The following is a 20,571-nucleotide window of genomic DNA, read 5'->3' as shown; positions in this document are numbered from 1 at the left end:
GCAAAACGGTCAAGAATAAAGGAACACTTTATGGCGACGCTTTCGCAAAAATTCCTGATCCGCGTAGCCCCCTGGCTTTTGCCGGTCGGCAGCGTGATCGTCTGGCAATTCGCCTCCTCCGTCGGTTGGCTATCGACCCGTATTTTACCGTCGCCGGAAGGAGTGCTAAAAGCCTTCTGGACGCTCTCCGCCAGCGGCGAGCTCTGGCAGCATCTGGTTATCAGCTCATGGCGGGCGCTTATTGGTTTTAGCATCGGCGGTTCTATTGGCCTGGTTCTCGGGCTGATTAGCGGCCTGTCGCGCTGGGGCGAACGCCTGCTGGATACCTCCATTCAGATGCTGCGCAACGTGCCGCACCTCGCGCTGATTCCGCTGGTGATTTTATGGTTCGGCATCGATGAGAGCGCCAAAATCTTCCTCGTGGCGCTGGGAACCATGTTCCCGATTTATATCAACACCTGGCACGGTATTCGAAATATTGACCGGGGACTGGTCGAGATGGCCCGCAGCTACGGCTTATCGGGTTTTGCTCTCTTCCGCCACGTGATCCTGCCCGGCGCCCTGCCCTCCATTATGGTCGGCATCCGTTTTGCGCTCGGCCTGATGTGGTTAACGCTCATCGTGGCCGAAACCATCTCGGCTAACGCCGGTATCGGCTATCTGGCGATGAACGCCCGCGAATTTCTGCAGACCGATGTCGTGGTCGTCGCCATTATTCTTTACGCTATTCTCGGCAAACTGGCCGACTTCAGCGCCCAGCTGCTTGAACGCGTCTGGCTGCGCTGGAATCCGGCCTATCACCTTCAGGAGGCCAACGCATGACCACCGCGCGTCTTAATCCGGGGATCCCGCTGCTGCTTAACGGCGTAAGCAAACGTTACGGCAGCAAGACGATTCTGAATGAACTCGATCTTCATATTCCCACCGGGCAATTCGTCGCGGTGGTCGGGCGCAGCGGCGGCGGTAAAAGCACCCTGCTGCGTCTGCTGGCCGGGCTGGAAAAACCCAATGCCGGACAGCTGCTGGCGGGTTCGACCCCGCTGGCGCAAATCCAGGACGATACCCGGATGATGTTTCAGGATTCCCGCCTGCTGCCGTGGAAAACGGTGATCGATAATGTCGGCCTCGGGCTGAAAGGCCAGTGGCGCGAGGCCGCGCTCAGGGCGCTGGCGAGCGTCGGCCTTGAAGACCGCGCCGGTGAATGGCCCGCAGCGCTTTCCGGCGGGCAAAAGCAGCGCGTGGCGCTGGCTCGCGCGTTAATTCATCGCCCCGGATTATTACTGCTTGATGAACCGCTGGGCGCGCTGGACGCGCTCACTCGCCTCGAGATGCAGGATCTGATTGTCTCGCTGTGGCAGGAACATGGATTTACCGTCCTGCTGGTCACCCACGACGTCAGCGAGGCGGTGGCAATGGCCGATCGCGTTTTGCTGATTGAAGAGGGGAAGATAGGGCTGGATCTGCTGGTGGACATTCCACGTCCGCGGCGCACGGGTTCGGCGAAGCTGGGCGAACTGGAAGCGGAAGTTTTGAATCGGGTAATGCAGCGCGGTCAGAACGAGTCTGCGCCGCGCTTAGCCAGACACGGCTGAACCGCCGTCGTTTTTATAACATCCGGCCACAGCGCAGCTGCGCCATGGCCGGAAATCACATCACTGTTACGCCAGCGCTTTGCTGATTTTCTCGAACAGATCCCCGGAAAGATTCTCCAGACCTTTCAGCTGCTCCAGCGCCCCGCGCATCAGCGCCTGACGCTTCTCGTCGTAGCGCTTCAGGCGAATCAGCGGTTCAATGAGACGCGAAGCAACCTGCGGGTTGCGGCTGTTCAGTTCAGTCAGCATCTCGACCAGGAACTGATAACCGCTACCGTCTTCGGCGTGGAACGCCGCCGGGTTGCTGCCGGCAAAGGCGCCGATCAGGGAACGGACGCGGTTCGGGTTACCCATGCTGAACGAGCGATGATTCAACAGGCCGCGAACCGTCTCCAGGGCGTTATCCGCCGGGCTGGTGGACTGCAGGATAAACCATTTATCCATGACCAGACCGTCCTGGTGCCATTTGTCGTCATACTCCTGCATCAGCGCATCACGGCACGGCAGCTGGGCCGCTACGGCCGCCGTCAGCGCCGCCAGCGAGTCGGTCATATTGTCCGCTTGATGATACTGCGCGCTAACCAGTTTATCCGCCAGTCCGGCTTCGCCAAACGCCAGGTAGCGCAGGCAGGTGTTACGCAGAGAACGCTTGCCGATATCGGCATGCTCAACGCGGTAGCTGTCGAGCTTATTGGCGTTGTAAACCGCCAGGAACTCGTCCGCCAGCTCTTTCGCCAGCGTGCGGGTCAGCGCTTCGCGCACCGCGGCGATGGCGATCGGATCGATAATCGCAAACAGCTCCGCCATTTCATTTGCCGAAGGCAGGGTCAGGATCTCCGCCGCCAGCGCCGGATCGATCTTCTCATCCAGCAGAATCGCACGGAACGCATCGGCTACGTGGATCGGCAGCGACAGCGGCTGCCCCTGCTGGTGACGGTTGACGTTGAGTTTGATATAGGTCGCCAGCAGGCTCTGCGCCGCGTCCCAGCGGGAGAAATCATTCCGCGCGTGGCGCATCAGGAAGGTCAGCTGCTGATCGCTCCATTTGTACTCCAGCTTCACCGGCGCGGAAAACTCGCAAAGCAGCGCCGGGACCGGCTGGAAGTAGACGTTGTCGAAAACAAAAGTCTGCTCCGCCTGGGTCACGTTCAGTACGTGATGCACCGGATGGCCGCCCTTCTGCAGAGGGATCACTTTGCCTTCGTTATCGTACAGCTCGATATCGAATGGGATATGCAGCGGCAGCTTCTCCGCCTGTTCTGACGTCGGCGGCGTGCGCTGGCTGATGGTCAGGGTGTACTGCTCCGTTTCCGGATTGTAGTCGTCATGGACGGTGACAATCGGCGTACCGGACTGGCTATACCAGCGGCGGAAATGGGACAAATCGACGTTGGAAGCGTCTTCCATCGCCTGGACAAAATCATCGCAGGTCGCGGCGCTACCGTCGTGGCGTTCAAAATAGAGCTGCATTCCTTTCTGGAAATTCTCTTCGCCCAGCAGGGTATGCAGCATGCGGATCACTTCCGCGCCCTTCTCATACACCGTCAGGGTGTAGAAGTTGTTCATTTCAATCACGCTGTCCGGGCGAATCGGATGCGCCATCGGGCTGGCGTCTTCGGCGAACTGCAGGCCGCGCATGGTACGTACGTTATTGATGCGGTTGACCGCGCGAGAGCCGAGATCGGAGCTGAACTCCTGATCGCGGAAAACGGTCAGGCCCTCTTTCAGGCTAAGCTGGAACCAGTCGCGGCAGGTGACGCGGTTGCCGGTCCAGTTATGGAAATATTCGTGACCAATGACGCGTTCGATATCCAGATAGTCTTTATCGGTCGCGGTATCGGTACGCGCCAGCACGTATTTGGAGTTAAAGACGTTAAGCCCTTTGTTCTCCATGGCGCCCATATTGAAGAAGTCGACGGCGACAATCATATAAATGTCGAGGTCGTACTCGAGACCAAAGCGGGTTTCGTCCCACTTCATTGAATTTTGCAGCGAGGTCATCGCCCATGGCGCGCGGTCAAGATTGCCGCGGTCAACGTACAGCTCCAGCGCGACTTCACGCCCCGAACGCGTTTTGAAGGTATCGCGCAGGACGTCGAAATCGCCGGCCACCAGCGCAAACAGGTAGCACGGTTTCGGGAACGGATCCTGCCACTGGATCCAGTGGCGGCCGTTTTCCAGCTCGCCCTGGGCCACGCGGTTACCGTTGGAGAGCAGGAACGGGTATTTTGCTTTATCGGCGATGATTCTGGTGGTGAAGCGCGCCAGAACGTCCGGGCGGTCCAGATACCAGGTAATATGGCGGAAGCCTTCCGCTTCGCACTGGGTACACAGCGCTTCGCCGGACTGATACAGTCCTTCCAGCGCGGTATTCGCCGCGGGGCTGATTTCGTTGACGATGGTCAGGGTGAAATGTTCCGGTAAACCGCTAATGACCAGTTGGTTATTTTCTTCCTTGTAGTCGCTCCACGGTTGGCCGTTAACCTGCAGAGAGACCAGCGTCAGGTCTTCGCCATCCAGACGCAATGGCACATCAGACGTAGCCGCCTGGCGGGAGACCTTGCTCTCAGCCGTCACTACGGTTTTCGCGGCATCCAGGTCAAAGGTCAAATCGATATCGCTAATCAGATACTCCGGCGCACGATAGTCGTGGCGGTATTTGGCTTGGGGCTGTTGTGTCATAAAAAACCTTTAGCGTGTCCTGTAAAGTGTCGACTCAGTCTATTCCTGTTGCGCAAATCTCGCTATGCAGAATCTTCATCTTTTCAATGCTAAACATGAAAATTGCTACATTTTGATAACACAAGAGGCACGAAATGCGCTCGACCAGGCGCAAAGCTTGTGGTGTGATGCGTGTTCAATATATTAAACTAGGCCTCGCAAATGACCGTCAGCGTCGCCATCAGCCGTCGCCGCGGGACAGAGTCGGGTATTACAGGTATACTCCGCCTCCTTTTTACCGCTTTGGTTTTGATGGAAACGCTCCAGTGAGAGGATGCTACTGCGCACCATGACCCAATTCACTTCTCCTGTACTGCACTCGTTGCTTGATACGGATGCCTATAAGCTGCACATGCAGCAGGCTGTCTTCCACCGCTACAATGATGTACAGGTTGCGGCGGAGTTCCGCTGCCGTGGGGATGATTTGCTCGGCATCTACGCCGATGCGATTCGCGAGCAGGTTGAGACGATGCGCGACCTGAGGCTACAGGACGATGAATATCACTGGTTGTCGAGCCTGCCCTTCTTTGCGCCAGACTATCTTGAGTGGCTACGCGGCTTCCGCTACGACCCGCGCCAGGTTACCGTCATTAATGACAACGGCAAGCTGAATATCCGCCTTTCCGGGCCCTGGCTTGAAGTCATTATGTGGGAAGTCCCGCTGCTGGCGGTGATAAGCGAGTTGGTGCATCACTATCGCTCGCCGGAAATCAGCGTCAATCTCGCGCTGGACACGCTCGAGCATAAGCTAACTGACTTTAACCGCCTCACGGCTGATATCGATATGTCGGGCTTCCGCCTGATGGATTTCGGTACCCGCCGCCGCTTCTCGCGCGAGGTGCAGCAGGCCATTGTTCAGCGTCTTCAGCAGGAACCCTGGTTCACCGGCACCAGCAATTACGATCTGGCGCGTCGTCTGAATCTGACGCCGATGGGAACCCAGGCGCACGAATGGTTCCAGGCGCATCAACAGATCAGCCCGAACCTGGCAAGCAGCCAGCGCGCGGCCCTCGCGGCCTGGCTGGAAGAGTATCCCGATCGGTTGGGGATTGCCCTGACCGACTGCATTACGATGGATGCTTTCCTGCGCGATTTCGGACCGGAATTCGCAACCCGTTATCAGGGGCTGCGCCACGACTCCGGAGACCCGGTCGAATGGGGCGAGAAGGCTATCGCCCACTACAAAAAGCTGGGCATCGACCCGCTGAGCAAAGTGCTGGTATTTTCCGATAATCTCGACCTGACAAAAGCGCTTGATCTCTATCGCCACTTCTCCTCGCGGGTGAATCTGAGCTTCGGTATCGGTACGCGTTTAACCTGCGATATTCCCCAGGTGAAGCCGCTGAATATTGTTATCAAGCTGGTGGAGTGCAACGGTAAGCCTGTCGCCAAACTTTCTGACAGCCCGGGTAAAACAATTTGCCACGACAAAGCGTTCGTCCGCGCTCTGCGCAAAGCCTTCGATCTGCCGCCGGTTAAAAAAGCCAGCTAGGTCATGTCATATAAAGACAAAATGCGTCCGCCAAAACGGACGCATTTTTATTAGCCTCCACTTATCATCCCGAGACTTTATCAAGCGTTAAGAATCCCGTTCGCCCTGCATGGGATAATCACTATGAACGAATCCCTCTTAATATCAGGCTCTCCCTCAGCAAAGAAGGCGATCTCCTTATTTATTTCCTAAAAGCCCCCTTTCTTGTGCGAAATCTACTTGTCTGATGGAAGATGACAGGTAACATAGATATCCCCCTGCTGAAGGGGAATACAGATTTTTCTATTGGACTAACAAGAGAGACTATTATGAGCGTTGTGCCTGTAGCCGACGTACTCCAGGGCCGCGTTGCCGTTGACAGCGAAGTCACCGTGCGCGGATGGGTGCGTACCCGCCGAGATTCTAAAGCTGGCTTTTCTTTCCTCGCCGTCTATGACGGTTCCTGCTTTGATCCTGTACAGGCCGTTATTAGTAATTCTCTTCCCAATTACAATCAGGAAGTCCTGCGCCTGACTACCGGCTGCTCGGTCGTGGTAACCGGCAAAGTCGTGGCGTCTCAGGGACAGGGCCAGAGCTTTGAAATCCAGGCCAGCCATGTTGAAGTCAGCGGCTGGGTGGAAGATCCGGATACTTATCCGATGGCGGCTAAACGCCATAGCATTGAGTATCTGCGTGAAGTTGCCCACCTGCGTCCGCGCACCAACCTGATTGGCGCGGTGGCGCGCGTTCGCCATACGCTGGCGCAGGCGCTACACCGTTTCTTCGACGAGCAGGGTTTCTTCTGGGTTTCTACTCCGCTGATTACCGCTTCCGACACTGAAGGCGCCGGCGAGATGTTCCGCGTTTCAACGCTGGATCTGGAAAACCTGCCGCGCAACGACCAGGGCAAAGTCGATTTCGATAAAGACTTCTTCGGCAAAGAGTCGTTCCTGACCGTTTCCGGCCAGCTGAACGGCGAAACCTATGCCTGCGCGCTGTCTAAAATCTACACCTTTGGCCCGACCTTCCGCGCGGAAAACTCCAACACCAGCCGCCACCTGGCGGAGTTCTGGATGCTGGAGCCGGAAGTCGCCTTTGCTAACCTGAACGATGTGGCAGGTCTGGCGGAAGCGATGCTGAAGTACGTTTTCAAAGCCGTTCTCGAAGAGCGCGCTGATGACATGCAGTTCTTTGCCGAACGGGTTGATAAAGACGCCATCGACCGCCTGCAGCGTTTCGTTTCCGCTGATTTTGCCCAGGTTGATTACACTGACGCGGTCACCATTCTGGAAAATTGCGGTAAGCAGTTCGAAAACCCGGTGTACTGGGGCGTGGATCTCTCCTCCGAGCACGAACGCTATCTGGCGGAAGAGCACTTTAAAGCGCCGGTTGTCGTGAAAAACTATCCGAAAGATATTAAGGCGTTCTATATGCGCCTTAACGAAGACGGTAAAACCGTCGCCGCTATGGACGTCCTGGCGCCGGGCATCGGTGAAATCATCGGCGGCTCCCAGCGTGAAGAACGCCTGGACGTGCTTGACGCGCGTATGGCGGAAATGGGCCTTAATAAAGAAGACTACTGGTGGTATCGCGACCTGCGCCGTTACGGCACCGTGCCGCACTCCGGTTTCGGTCTGGGCTTTGAACGTCTGATCGCTTACGTGACCGGCGTACAGAACGTTCGTGACGTCATTCCGTTCCCGCGGACCCCGCGTAACGCGACATTCTGATTTTTTTCTGCAATTTTTGTCAAAGGCCAGCGCAAGCTGGCCTTTTTTTATGTCAATTTACGTTAACGAATATCAGGAAACTTAAACATCAACCGTCATGGTTCACAATTATGTTACGCACTATTTCATTAGCGACCGCTAATTAAAACCGCACCTTTTGTTCATAAACTGGCAAACATGCTGATTATATTGCTCGTTTTTTAACCACACGCAGCACAACTTGCAACGACAAGATTTGAATAAAAATAAAGCAAAATGCAGATGCAAAATGCGCAAACCCTCTCTTATCTAAATTAATCATAATTAATTCATATAGATATATAAAGGAAGGTGATTTTGTCAGCAAATACGACCGGAATGTTGATTGAGTTCACAAAGTTCCCAAAAATACACATTTAGTTACATAGAATTTCCTTTTGTTACTCATATGAGATATTGGTAGCATTTTCAGGCTAGCGAAACGTTGTTCTGAATGGAAAGATGCCTCCAGACACCAAACTATCATCAATAGTTCCGTAAATTTTTATTGACGAAACTTATTGGCGGCAGTGGCAAGTGTTCATAAAAAAATATAAATGAGGGTAATAAATAATGATGAAGCGCAAAATTCTGGCAGCGGTAATTCCTGCCCTGCTGGTAGCCGGTGCAGCTAACGCTGCAGAAATCTATAACAAAAACGGCAACAAACTGGACTTCTACGGGAAAATGGTTGGCGAGCACGTTTGGACCACCAACGGCGACACCAGCAGCGATGATACCACTTACGCCCGTATCGGCCTGAAAGGCGAAACCCAGATCAACGATCAGCTGATCGGCTACGGTCAGTGGGAATACAACATGGATGCGTCCAATGTTGAAGGTAAACAGACCACCAAAACTCGTCTGGCTTTCGCAGGCTTAAAAGCCGGTGAATATGGTTCATTCGACTACGGTCGTAACTATGGCGCCATCTACGACGTCGAAGCGGCAACCGACATGCTGGTTGAATGGGGCGGCGACGGCTGGAGCTATACCGACAACTTCATGACCGCGCGTACCAACGGCGTTGCAACCTACCGTAACTCTGACTTCTTCGGTCTGGTTGACGGTCTGAGCTTCGCGCTGCAGTACCAGGGTAAAAACAAAGACCGCGACGTGAAGAAACAAAACGGCGACGGCTTCAGCACCGCGGCTACCTACGCGTTTGACAACGGCGTAGCGCTGTCCGCAGGCTATGCGAACTCCAGCCGTACTGGCGATCAGAAAGCTGATAAAAACGGCGAAAAAGCTGAAGCATGGGCAACCTCCGCTAAATATGACGCGAACAACGTCTACGCTGCGGTCATGTACTCCCAGACCTACAACATGACGCCGGAAAACGAAGGCAACTACTTCGCTAACAAAACTCAGAACTTCGAAGCCGTCGTTCAGTATCAGTTCGACTTCGGCCTGCGTCCGTCCATCGGCTACGTACAGACTAAAGGTAAAGACCTGCGCTCTCGCGCTGGCTTCTCCGGCGGCGATGCTGACCTGGTTAAATATGTCGAAGTGGGTACCTGGTACTACTTCAACAAAAACATGAACGTCTACGCTGCGTATAAATTCAACCAGCTGGACGACAACGATTACACCAAAGCCGCTGGCGTTGCGACCGACGACCAGGCCGCAGTGGGTATCGTTTACCAGTTCTAATCTGCAGTACACCCCTTCGTGATATGCCTAAAAAGCAGGACTTCGGTCCTGCTTTTCTGCTTTCCTGAGAGGAAGATCGTAACTTTCAAAAACCTTCTCGCTTTTTGTCGCAAACGGTTGGCAATTAACATAACTCCCGTTAACCTGATAGCGGATTTCCCTTCAGTAATCACAATGGAACCTCGTCATGTTTGAGAACATTACCGCCGCCCCTGCCGACCCAATTCTGGGCCTGGCCGATCTGTTTCGTGCCGATGACCGCCCAACAAAAATTAATCTTGGAATTGGTGTTTATAAAGATGAAACGGGTAAAACACCGGTCCTGACTAGCGTGAAAAAAGCAGAGCAGTATCTGCTGGAAAATGAAACCACCAAGAACTACCTGAGCATTGATGGTATCCCCGAATTTGGTCGCTGCACCCAGGAGCTTCTGTTTGGGAAAGGAAGCGCAATTATCAATGATAAACGCGCCCGCACCGCCCAAACGCCGGGCGGTACAGGCGGCCTGCGCGTCGCCGCCGATTTCCTGGCGAAGAACACCGATGCAAAACGTATTTGGGTGAGCAACCCATCCTGGCCGAACCATAAAAGCGTATTTAATTCAGCCGGCCTGGAAGTTCGCGAATATACCTATTACGACGCCGCTAACCACAAACTCGACTTCGACGGTCTGCTGGCCAGCCTGAACGAAGCCCAGGCCGGCGACGTGGTGCTGTTCCACGGCTGCTGCCACAACCCTACCGGTATCGATCCGACGCTTGAGCAGTGGCAACAGCTGGCGCAGCTGTCGGTAGAAAAAGGCTGGCTGCCGCTGTTTGACTTCGCCTATCAGGGCTTTGCCCGCGGTCTGGAAGAAGACGCGGAAGGCCTGCGCGCTTTCGCTGCGCTGCATAAAGAGCTGCTGGTTTCCAGCTCCTACTCGAAGAACTTTGGCCTGTACAACGAGCGCGTAGGCGCCTGTACGCTGGTTGCCGCGGACCAGGAAACGGTAGACCGCGCGTTCAGCCAGATGAAGTCCGTCATTCGCGCTAACTACTCTAACCCGCCGGCTCACGGCGCCTCGGTAGTGGCGACAATTCTCAGCAATGACGCGCTGCGCGCTATCTGGGAACAAGAGTTGACCGACATGCGTCAACGCATCCAGCGTATGCGCCTGCTGTTCGTGAATACCCTGCAGGAAAAAGGCGCCAGCCGCGATTTCTCTTTCATCATTCAGCAAAACGGGATGTTCTCGTTCAGCGGTCTGACCAAAGAGCAGGTATTACGTTTGCGTGAAGAGTTCGGGATTTACGCGGTGGCGTCCGGACGTATAAACGTCGCCGGTATGACGCCTGACAACATGGCGCCGCTGTGCGAAGCGATTGTCGCCGTGCTGTAACCTCAAGCTCAGGACAAACAAAAGGCCGCATTTGCGGCCTTTTTTACATTCTGGCTCCAGTCACCAGACCGGCATTTCATCCTGCAGGAAAGGGTTATGCAGACGCTCATAGCCAAGCGTCGACATAGGGCCATGGCCAGGAATAAACGACACGTCATCGCCCAGCGGCAATAGTTTGCGTTTAATCGCATCGATCAGTTGATTATGGTCGCCGCGAGGGAAGTCGCTACGCCCTACTCCGCCTTTAAAAATCACATCGCCGGAAATCAGCAGTCGGCAAGCCGGATCAAAGAAGACTACGTGCCCCGGCGTATGGCCAGGACAGTGCAGCACCTGCAGGGAAATATTCCCCACGCTAACCGCATCGCCTTCGTTCAGCCAGCGATCGGGCTGCAGCGGCTGACAGTCTTCAAGACCAAACATCCGGCTCTGCGCCGGCAATCCTTCCAGCCAGAACTCATCTTCTTTTTCCGGACCAATAATCGGCACGCCATAATGCTGCGCCAGCTCCGCCGCCGCGCCAACATGATCGAGATGACCGTGCGTGAGCAGAATCTGCATCAGGCTAACGCCTGCCGCCGCGACTTCCTGTTTGATTCGCTCAGCGTCACCGCCGGGATCGACCAGCGCCGCCAGTTTGGTTTGTTCACACCAGATTAAAGAACAGTTCTGCGCGAACGCGGTAACCGGAATAATACGATAGTTCATGAGGCTCCTTTCGTTACCAGTGCCGTACCGGCCCGGTATCAATATGCACAAAGTTGCTACGTGGGTAGTATCCTACACCACCTGTGCGCATAGATAACGCCGCTTTGCGAACATTGCTTAACGAAATGCCTTCAATATGGAAATCCATCGCCTGGCCTTTAGTGTGGTAGCTGTGTTTCGCCACCCCTCGGCTGCGGGCGCGAAGCTCATTATTGGTATCAACAGAACGATAACCGGAAATAAGCTGGACAGGCTTGTTGGTGCCAAGTAATCCCTGCAAACGATAGAGTTGATCGAACAAACCGGGATCGATGGATTTAATCTTATTCGCGCGATAGTCGCGGAAAAAATGATTAAGTCTTGCTAATTCATCCTGAATATAGCCTCTGCCATCGAAAAACTCCGCCTTGAGTGATTCACCAGTATGCAGGTTGTTCAGCGTCAAAATACGCGGTCGGGGGGTCGAGAGGGTGGCAAATGCCGGCGCAGGCAGAATGGCAGCAGCACCGAGCGCGGCTCCACCTAACGCCAGCAGTTTGCGGCGATTAGCGTCAAATTTGTCCATGATAATCAGGTCTACAGGTAAATGAATCGTAATATACTTTTCCCGCAATCCGCCCGTTAGCCGCCAGCGCGCGCTCGCTCCCCTAAGGCTAATCAATATCAGCTATGGAGAATGGGCTGCTTACCGCCACAACGCCTTTGCAGGATTATATGTATATGCACTTCTGGCGCACGAAAGGCACCTTACCGGGCATTATTGCCAACGTCAAGGTAGCCTAACCCCAGTAAACTCGGGCCTTGCAGCATGCCAGGCCCGTTTTCACACACAGATAGGACAACCAAATCCGTTGAACTACTTCATTTATCTGATTAATTGTTCAGCTTTAGGCAATATTTGTGCGCTGGATCGCGCGGTGAGATCGTAATTGTAAATATCTGTTCGATATTGTGTACGTCCATCAGCGCCGACAAACGCGGTCAAATAATAGAGATTAACCGGGATATTCTGGCGAATATTAACGTAGCGGGTGTTTCCCTGTTTAAGCGCATCTGAAATACGCGCGTCATTCCAGCCAGCATCCTGCAGTAGCATATTCGCCAGCTCAGAGGCTTTATTGACGCGTACGCATCCGGAGCTCAACGCACGCCCATCCCGCTGGAACAGATTGTGATTTGGCGTATCGTGCAAATAGATAGCGTCCGAGCTTGGCATATTGAATTTATAGCGCCCCAGCGAATTGCGCGCGCCGGGAGCCTGCTGGAAGCGGAACGGCAGATTCGATGCGGTTATCGTTTCCCAATCGACCTGATAAGGGTCGATTGTCTCTTTGCTATTCCAGCCGCGCATCATCGTATAGCCGTGCTGCTCAAGGTAGCCTGGGTTATTGCGCACCTTCGGCAGAATATCGTTGCGCGCCAGCGTCGGCGGCACGTTCCACGGCGGGTTGACCACGACATTGTTCAGGGCGCTGCTCATCATCGGCGTTTTACGGTCCGGGCGACCAACGATAACCCGCGATGCCAGCACCTGGCTACCGTCCTGGTAATAGACCAGCGAAAAGGCGGGAATATTCACCATGATGCCGGTCGCCAGATTACCCGGCAGCAGGCGCAAACGCTGAATATTCAATGCCAGCACGCCGGCGCGTTGCGCGGGAGAAACGTTGAGCCAGTCGCGGGTCGCCTGACCAATCACACCGTCAGCGCCCAGCCCCTGCCAGGCCTGGAAGCGCTTAACGCCCTCGACTAACTGGCGATCGTAAACGCCGCGGCCGCTGTTTTTGGCCTTTTTCCCGGCAGATGGGCTCACCACCTCATCGCCCGGCAAAGCAATCTTTGCCGATTCATCCAGCATACCGGTGCGCTGTAAAATTTCGCGCAGCGCGCCGGCATCATTGCTCCATTCGCCCGGGCGCAGCGACGTCTTGCTGGTAAGCTGCGGCCATGGACGGGAATCGGCAACCTGCGCTAATAGCGCCTGATGCATTGCGGCATACTGCGGATGCTGCGGGGCGAGCCCGGCAATAAACTGCGGCAGCGAACCGTTATCCAGCGCCACCTGCCACTGGTTAATGACCGACAGAGGCGGCGTCGACATCGCATACGGTTTGGTGCCGTACAGCCAGCGGTTGCCCTGAGTCGGAATACCGCTAATAAAATGCAGATAGCCCATCATGGCGTCAGAAAGAACAACATCCCGCGCCAGACCGTTCACTGCCGGGTCGGTCAACAGCTCAACCCAGGTGGTGAACTGCGGCTGGAAACCGGCGATAGCCACTTCAGCCAGCTGCTGTTGAAACGCCTGCACCGCCTCGCGGTTATCCCACATCGGTTTCATATCCCTGGCCGCATACAGCGATACCAGCGGATTCATAAATACGGGTTGATAACCGGTCGGCAGCACCGCCTGAATATCGGCACGGCTTTTTGCCGCCGCCTCGGCTGGAAGCGCCTGCTCGCCGGCCATTTTGGCGACCGCCGCAGATTGGTTTGCGCTTTGGCTCAGCGCAGAAGAAAGCTCGCTGATGGCGGTAGCGCTATCCGATGGTACCACTTCAGGCTCTTCGGCCTGGACATTGAACAGTGGAGCAAATGCAAAAGCCAGGCTCAGACTGAGCGCGGACAATTGACGACCATACCGTTTCTTTAGCAACATCCCTTGCCCCCTGTTAACACATTGCTGCCCGCTAAATTGGGGCTTACTTTCAGTATATGAAGACGAAAACGCTTTTGCCTTCCCAAATGTAAAGAAGTTAAAAGATTATACAATCCTAAAATACAGGAACGGATAACAAAAAGGGCGACATCGCGTCGCCCTTTGGCTGGTTATTATACCACCCTATGAAGCATTTGCCGTTCCCGGCAGCGTTTCGGGCAGCTGCGGCGCGAAGCCACGCAGACCGACGACGTGCACGTGCTCGTGATTATTCACGACCTTACGCACAAGCTTATAGGTGGTGCCTTTTTCCGGACTGATATTTTCCGGCGCCGCGATAATCAGCTGCATCTCCAGACGATCGCAGAGCTCGAACAGCGTCGCGATAGAGCGGGCATCCAGACGCGCCGCTTCATCAAGGAACAGCAGACGACACGGCGAAATGTCCTTACCGCGCAGGCGCGAAGATTCATCTTCCCAGCTCTGTACCACCATCACCAGGATCGACATCCCGGTACCGATAGCCTCACCGGTCGATAGCGCACCGGATTCCGCGCGCAGCCAGCCGTCGGAACCACGGTTAACTTCCACTTCCATCTCCAGATAGTTGCGGTAGTCCAGCAGCTCTTCGCCGATGGTCTGCGGCGTACGCTGCCCCATATCAATCTGCGGATTCAGGCGCTGATACAGCTTCGCCAGCGCTTCCGAGAAGGTCAGACGATTGCTGTTGAACAGATCCTGATGCTGTTCATGCTGTTCAGATAGCACGTCCAGCAGCATCGAGTGGGTTTCCCGCACGTTGACGTTCAGACGCACGCTGTTAACCTGGCCGAAGGAGACGCTCTGCAGCCCCTGGTTGAGCATGCGAATACGGTTTTGCTCGCGCTGGATAGTCTTGCGGATAATATTGGCCACGCTGCGGGAGCTGATGGCCAGCTTCTGCTCGCGGTTGGTCAGCTCTTCCGTCAGACGGCTGAGTTCGATCTCCATCTGCTCAATCGCTTCCACCGGATCGTCGGTGCGGATGATATCCTGGCGGATACGCTCGCGCAGATGCTGATACACGGCGACAAAGAACTGGATTTTGCGTTCCGGGCGTTTCGGATCTTCAGAAATACGCAGCACATCGCGCAGATGTTCGTTATCCGAGACCGCCAGACGCAGCGCGCCGAGCGCCTTATCCGACATGGAGCGCAGCTCATCTGCAGACAGGTAAGCCAGCTCGCGACGATGCAGGCGACGCTCCACGCCGTTGTCTTTCACCAGGCGCATGACCGCGCACCAGCCCGCTTTGGCGCTGACCACCTGTTCGCGCATTTCGCAGTAATCGCGCTCCAGCTTGCGCAGTCTGCGGGTCAGGTTATCCATTTCCGCTTCGCAGAAGGTCAACGCTTTCTCAAGTTGATTGCGGCGCGCGCGGTTGTTGCTGAGCTGAGCGTGGAGCTCATCGCGGCGCAGACGGGCGCGCTCTTCGGCGCCGGCGTCGGCGCGTACGCCAATATCCTTAAGCTCTTTATGCAGGTCGTTGAGCAGCTCTTTTTTGGTGTCATACGAACTTTTCAGCGATGCCAGCACCTGATGGTACTGATTGAGCTGCGCGGCGTGGGTACGCAGCGCGTCGCGGGTGCGGGCACGTTCCGCTTCCGCCTGCTCCAGGCGATGGCGCAGCTTCTCGTTCAGATCGCTATTACCGCTGAGCATCTCTGCGGAATCAGAGTAGCTAAAGTGGGCGCGACGCTGCACCACTTCGGTCAGCGCAAACGCCTGCTGACGCGCGTCGCGCTGGGTCTGCTGCGAATACGCATAGTCTTCTTTCAGCTGTTCAAACTGCTCCGGGTCGCTCTGAAGAACGGAAACGATCGGCTCCAGCTTTGCCAGCTGATTGCCGTGCTGCTGTACGAAGCGCGCGGCTTCCTGCGCTTCGTCAAGGCGTTCCTGGATTTCATCCACGCGATCGGCCAGCGAGTCGTCGGCCAGTAGATTCAGACGCGGCAGCAGGCGGTTGAGGGCGGATACCCCCTCTTTGGCCTGCTCATACTGCGCCCGGTTCTGCTGGTTATCGCTCTCATGGGCAGTCAGCGCCCGCTCCAGTTCGCCGCGACGCGTATTCAGTTTGCGGATTTCCTCTTCCGGGTCGTCCTCAAAGGCCACCGCCAGATGGTTGCCGATAAAGCGGCTGAACGCCTGATGCAGGCGCTGGGTTTTCTGCACATCAAACGACAGCGTCGCAAAACGCTCGGACAGGCTTTCGCGCTCGGCGTGCAGGGTTTCAACACGGCTTTCGCGGGCCGCGCGGCCAAACAGCGGCAGCGTCGGGAAGCGTGAATAGCGCCACTGGCGATCGGCAATCTTCACGACCACCGCTTTTTCCAGCTCATCGACGCTGAATACGCTGTCATCAAACGACTGCGGATCGCCTTCGATCAGGTAGAGATCTTCGGGACAATCTTCAAGACCTTCCAGCTGATCGGCAATCAGCGACAGATCCGGTACCACGATGGCGTGGCGGGAAGGACCGTAGAGCGCGGAGTAATAAGGCGCATCATCGAGACTCACGTCATCGTAGATTTCCGACAGCAGTACGCCGCCAAAACGTTCCGCCAGCGCGTTCAGGCGCTGATCTTCCGAACCGCCCGGCTGGCTAAGACGCTCAATTTCATCATCGATAGCGCGCTTGCGGGCGCCGACTTCATCGCGCTCCACGATAGCTTCGCGTTCACGCTCCAGCAGCTGCTGGAGATATTCGGTAACTTCCTGGCTGGACTCAAACTGCTCGCCGCTCTGCTCGCACAGCTGGTTAAGGCTGTTCTGCGCCGCCAGCCAGATGGGCGCGCGGCGCATCAGCGTTTGCGTCCGCGACTGCAGCTGTTCCAGCTCCTGGCGTAGGGTCATCCGCCGTTCGCTGGCGGAGGAGACGCTGTCGGAAAGCGACGCGATGCGGGCTTCCAGCTCCTGATGCAGAGCTTCCAGCTCATCGATATCGTAGCGTTTGCCCTGCCGCTTACAGAATTCATTGAGCTGGCGTTCGGCGTCCTGCTGTTCACGCAGGCGCTGTTCGAGCTCGGTCAGGCGGCTGCGCAGCCCGTGCGCCTGTTCAGCCTGATGGCGTTGATTAACGCCTTCGCGCAGCAGCTCGCGCGCTACGTTCCAGGCTTCATTACGCGCCAGCGGGCCGTTGATCTCCGCCACCAGCTGGTATGCCTGTTCAAACTGGCTGTGCGCGGTTTGCGCCACGCTCATTTTCTGTTCCAGCGACAGCATTTTTTCCGTCGCTTCCTGCTCTTTCGCCTGGAACGTTTCCAGCCACTCGTCGGCACTTTCCGGGGTTAAGTCCGGCAGATGGCAGAGGGTTTTTGCCCGCTCCAGCGCCTGCAGCGCCTGGGTGTACTGAATCGCGCGGGTCTGCTGCACGTCCAGCGCCTGCTGGTAGTCGGCAAGCTGGTTTTTCAGCTCATCCACTTCCAGCTCGGCGGCTTCGGCGCGGGCTTCGTTCTCTTCCTGTAGATCAACCGCTTCCGCGACGACTTCATTTTGCTCTTCGAGGCGAATCTGCAGTTCATCAAGATCCGCTTCATAGCGCTCGATTTTTTCCTGCTGGCGCAGCGCGGTCTGTACCAGGTTCAGATGGTCGCTGGCGGCCTGGTAATCGGCTTCCAGATCGCCTTCCGCGCCGTTATGTTCCTGCAGTTCGCGGGCCATATCGACGTGCTTATACTGTTCCGCCGCGAGCTGAGCGCGGGAGGTGAACAGATCCCGGCGATATTCCAGCGCTTTATCGAGATGAATGCGCCGTTCATTGGCGTGACGCATATAGTCGGCGGCAACGTAGTTGGTGGCTTCGCTGATCAGATGCTTGAAGAGATCGCGGTCCGACTGCGTCACGCGGATAGCTTCCAGCGTCATGCGGTTTTCACGCAGCGCCGCTTCCATATCCTGGAACGCCTTACGCACGCCGCTGTTTTCCGGCAACAGGTAGTCGCGCAGCGAGCGGGTAATGGTGCTCGAAATACCGCCGTACAGCGAGGCTTCGATCAGGCGATAGTATTTGCTACGGTCCGAAGCCGAACGCAGGCGACGGGCCACCACGCCCAGGTCAAACATCAGCGAGTGATATTCGGTAATAGAGTTAAACTGCTTAAACTGCACCCCTTCCATCGCTTCGAGCTTATCTTTCAGCTCGTTGAGCGTCACCACGCGCGCCTGGCGCTCGTTAAGGGTTTCGGTCAGCAGCTGGGTTGGCTGGATGGAGGTTGGCAGGCCCTGGATTGCAAACGGCTTGATATCGACTTTACGATCGCGACCGGCCACCTGCTGTAGGCGAACGCCGACCACCACGCGCTGGTGGCGGGAGTTGATCACGTCCAGCACCGAGTAGCAGACGCCAGCGCGCAGCTTACCGTGCAGGCCTTTATCGCGCGAGCCGCTGGTGGCCCCCGCTTCCGTGGTGTTACGGAAGTGCAGCAGCGTCAGGTCCGGGATCAGCGCGGTGACGAAGGCGGCCATGGTCGTGGATTTACCGGCCCCGTTACCACCGGAAAGCGTGGTCACTAATTCATCAAGATCAAAAGTCCGGGCAAAAAAGCCGTTCCAGTTAACCAGCGTTAGCGAGCGAAATTTACCGCGTTCAATCATTACTCTTCCTCCCCGCTATCCGGCTGATTCTCTTCATTCTCATCATTAAGCTGCAGGCGATTTTCCAGCGCCATCGCTTCACCGTCGCGGATCATACGCAGCTGGGCTTCGCGCGGATCGTCACCGGCGCGCACATCGGCGCCGAAGCGAAATACCGATTCGGTGATGCGGAATTTGCTGCTGTCGTGGCCCATAAACCACACCATGCCGAGACGGCGCAGGCGGTTGAGTGAAGCGCGCATTTTTTCCTGCAGTTTCTGGCGATCAAGGTCGGAGCCGGTAGAACGGTTATTGACCAGCTTCAGCAGCTTGGCTTCATCCGCCAGAGTCAGCAGCTCGTCGTAAAGCTCCTGCTGGGTGAAGATGCCTTCATTCGCCAGGCGCTCCGGGCTGAGGTAGAGATAGCAGAGAATTTTGCCCACCATCATATCCAGCTCGGAGAGCACCGAGCGCGGGATCAGCGTGGTCGACCGCGGACGCAGATAGAAAAATCCTTCCGGGGCGCGAATCAGCTCGACGTTGTAGCGAGCATAAAATTCTTCCAGGTAATCCTGAAAATCCATTAAAAATGCGTGATTATCCAGCTCGTCGAGGCCGATATGGCGGCCCGCGCGCAGGGCGCTATCCAGCGCCGGAAATAACGGATTAGCCAACGCTTGCGCCAGTTTAACCGGCATCACTTGTTCAATATTTGTCGATGACATGCGCCTGTACCTTGGCTCCGTAATCATTAATCGGCTGCCATTTTGCCGGCAGTCCGGTGAAATCTGCTTGCGCTACGCCCAAACGTACCGCCTGGTCGACCACAATGCGCGCGACATCAAAGTGGCGTGCGCGCGGATACTGCGACAGATATTCGCGAACCACCAGGCCAAGATCCAGCGGCAGTCCCTTCTCTTTATAGACCACCAGCTGTCCTTCAATCAGCGCCGCCAGCTGTTCGCGAATTTCGTTAAACTCTTCGTACTCCAGATCCGCCGGAAGTTCCCCGGTGACCTCTTCATCATGCAGCGCCATCTCTTCATCGCGCATATCAAGCAGTCGATCGGCATTCGCGTGGGTGAGCGCCCACGGAGCGTCGAAGTAGGTTTGCACCGACTGACGCAGACGCTGCGCGAAGACGCGGTTTTTATCCATATCGATGGCGGTACGGATAAATTTATGCACGTGGCGATCGTAGCCGATCCACAGGTCAATCGCCTGCTGGCCCCAGCTGACGATGCGGTCCAGCTTGCTTTGCAGATCGAACACCAGACGATCGATAAAATTCAAATCGTCGCGCGCCATGGTCGAGTCCTGGATACGCAGTAGGTTTGCCTGCAGCTTATCGCCCGCCGCGTCCAGCGTATCCTGCAGTTCGCGCAGGGTGCCGGAGGTTTCCGACAGCAGCAGCTCACAGCTGGAGATCGCCGCTCGCCAGTCCTTGTTCAGCAGCTGGGCAATATCATCTTTCACCAACTGCTGCTGTTCATCCATGATCCGCTGAGTCAGGTCGATGCTGTCAAAAATTTCCGCTACCGAGTACTTCAGCGGGGCGAAAACGTTACGATGCCAGTGGAACTCATCGCCGCCCTCTTCTGCCGAGTCGGCGGCGCGCTTGAGTTCGCCGGCAACGATGGAGAGCTGCATCGACAGGCGCAAGGTGGAGAACTCACGCTGGCGAATATAGTAGTCGGTGATCCCGATGCCCAGCGGCGTCAGGCGATAAATAGCATTACTCTCGGTGATTTCGCTGGTAAAGCGGTTCAGCAGACGCTGGCGCACCATATCGTTAATGGCATTATTGGCGCGCTGGCTGATGGTTTCGCTGGTCTGCTCAAACGCATCACTCACGTGGCGGAACGCGTCCACCAGTTCTCCCTCGGTCATTTCCCCTTCCATCCGCTCGCCGTTCAGCGTGGCGATCGCCAGCAGAAAAGAGAGTCTGTCGACTGGCAGCGAAATAGAAAAATCATTTTTCCTGGCCCAGGCAACCAGTTCGGGGACTGTCTGGGAAAATTCACTCATAG

General features: G+C 56.0%; 13 protein-coding genes. 6 read left to right on the top strand and 7 right to left on the bottom strand.

What is annotated here, in order from left to right; genetic code table 11:
- The first annotated feature begins 30 nt into the window (after positions 1–30).
- Positions 31–822, top strand: a complete 792-nt coding sequence (ssuC, locus tag BWI76_RS09900) for an aliphatic sulfonate ABC transporter permease SsuC (RefSeq protein WP_004871586.1) — start codon at positions 31–33, stop codon at positions 820–822.
- Positions 819–1,592, top strand: coding sequence for an aliphatic sulfonates ABC transporter ATP-binding protein (gene ssuB, locus BWI76_RS09895; RefSeq protein WP_049087513.1), 774 nt, complete (start codon positions 819–821; stop codon positions 1,590–1,592). Before ssuC ends, ssuB begins: the two co-directional genes overlap by 4 nt.
- A 66-nt stretch (positions 1,593–1,658) precedes the next feature.
- Here the strand turns inward: ssuB and pepN are convergent, their stop codons facing one another.
- The gene (gene pepN / locus BWI76_RS09890) at positions 1,659–4,274 is read right to left on the bottom strand and encodes an aminopeptidase N (RefSeq protein WP_004871589.1); all 2,616 of its coding nucleotides are present in this window, start codon (positions 4,272–4,274) and stop codon (positions 1,659–1,661) included.
- A gap of 328 nt (positions 4,275–4,602) precedes the next feature.
- Here pepN and pncB point away from each other — a divergent pair, with 328 nt between their 5' ends.
- The 4 genes from pncB (at position 4,603) to BWI76_RS09870 (ending at position 10,563) form a co-directional block, all read left to right on the top strand.
- Entirely contained in the window at positions 4,603–5,805 is a 1,203-nt protein-coding gene (gene pncB, locus BWI76_RS09885; RefSeq protein ID WP_004871590.1) for a nicotinate phosphoribosyltransferase, read from the top strand.
- Positions 5,806–6,113: 308 nt separating this feature from the next.
- Positions 6,114–7,514: an asparagine--tRNA ligase gene (asnS, locus tag BWI76_RS09880; protein ID WP_004130975.1), complete on the top strand. Its 1,401-nt coding sequence runs from the start codon at positions 6,114–6,116 to the stop codon at positions 7,512–7,514.
- Between the two features lie 591 nt (positions 7,515–8,105).
- The gene (locus BWI76_RS09875; RefSeq protein WP_004137614.1) at positions 8,106–9,185 is read left to right on the top strand and encodes a porin; all 1,080 of its coding nucleotides are present in this window, start codon (positions 8,106–8,108) and stop codon (positions 9,183–9,185) included.
- A 187-nt stretch (positions 9,186–9,372) separates the two neighbouring features.
- On the top strand, positions 9,373–10,563 hold the full coding sequence (locus BWI76_RS09870; protein WP_004137615.1) for an amino acid aminotransferase: 1,191 nt from the start codon (positions 9,373–9,375) through the stop codon (positions 10,561–10,563).
- 60 nt (positions 10,564–10,623) lie between these two features.
- Here the strand turns inward: BWI76_RS09870 and BWI76_RS09865 are convergent, their stop codons facing one another.
- From BWI76_RS09865 to mukF, 6 genes are all read right to left on the bottom strand, one after another.
- A complete protein-coding gene (locus BWI76_RS09865) occupies positions 10,624–11,271 on the bottom strand; it encodes an MBL fold metallo-hydrolase (protein WP_004871622.1) in 648 nt (215 codons plus the stop codon).
- Positions 11,272–11,284: 13 nt separating this feature from the next.
- Positions 11,285–11,836, bottom strand: coding sequence for a YcbK family protein (locus BWI76_RS09860; protein WP_004130967.1), 552 nt, complete (start codon positions 11,834–11,836; stop codon positions 11,285–11,287).
- 300 nt (positions 11,837–12,136) lie between these two features.
- Positions 12,137–13,930 (bottom strand): L,D-transpeptidase, encoded by a 1,794-nt coding sequence (gene ldtD / locus BWI76_RS09850; protein WP_049087514.1) that lies wholly within the window; start codon positions 13,928–13,930, stop codon positions 12,137–12,139.
- A gap of 183 nt (positions 13,931–14,113) precedes the next feature.
- Positions 14,114–18,562, bottom strand: coding sequence for a chromosome partition protein MukB (gene mukB, locus BWI76_RS09845; RefSeq protein ID WP_024360065.1), 4,449 nt, complete (start codon positions 18,560–18,562; stop codon positions 14,114–14,116).
- Positions 18,562–19,266 carry a chromosome partition protein MukE gene (gene mukE, locus BWI76_RS09840; RefSeq protein WP_004100725.1) on the bottom strand — a complete coding sequence of 235 codons (705 nt, stop codon included), beginning with the start codon at positions 19,264–19,266 and terminating at the stop codon, positions 18,562–18,564. The genes mukB and mukE overlap by 1 nt, the downstream gene beginning before the upstream one ends.
- The gene (gene mukF, locus BWI76_RS09835; RefSeq protein WP_004871630.1) at positions 19,247–20,569 is read right to left on the bottom strand and encodes a chromosome partition protein MukF; all 1,323 of its coding nucleotides are present in this window, start codon (positions 20,567–20,569) and stop codon (positions 19,247–19,249) included. The genes mukE and mukF overlap by 20 nt, the downstream gene beginning before the upstream one ends.
- Between the last annotated feature and the right edge of the window lie 2 nt (positions 20,570–20,571).

The sequence above is a fragment of the Klebsiella sp. M5al genome (assembly GCF_002090195.1).
Classification (GTDB): Bacteria; Pseudomonadota; Gammaproteobacteria; order Enterobacterales; family Enterobacteriaceae; genus Klebsiella; species Klebsiella grimontii.
The sequence above is the reverse complement of the archived record's forward strand: the minus strand, read 5'-3'. Positions and strand labels throughout refer to the sequence as shown.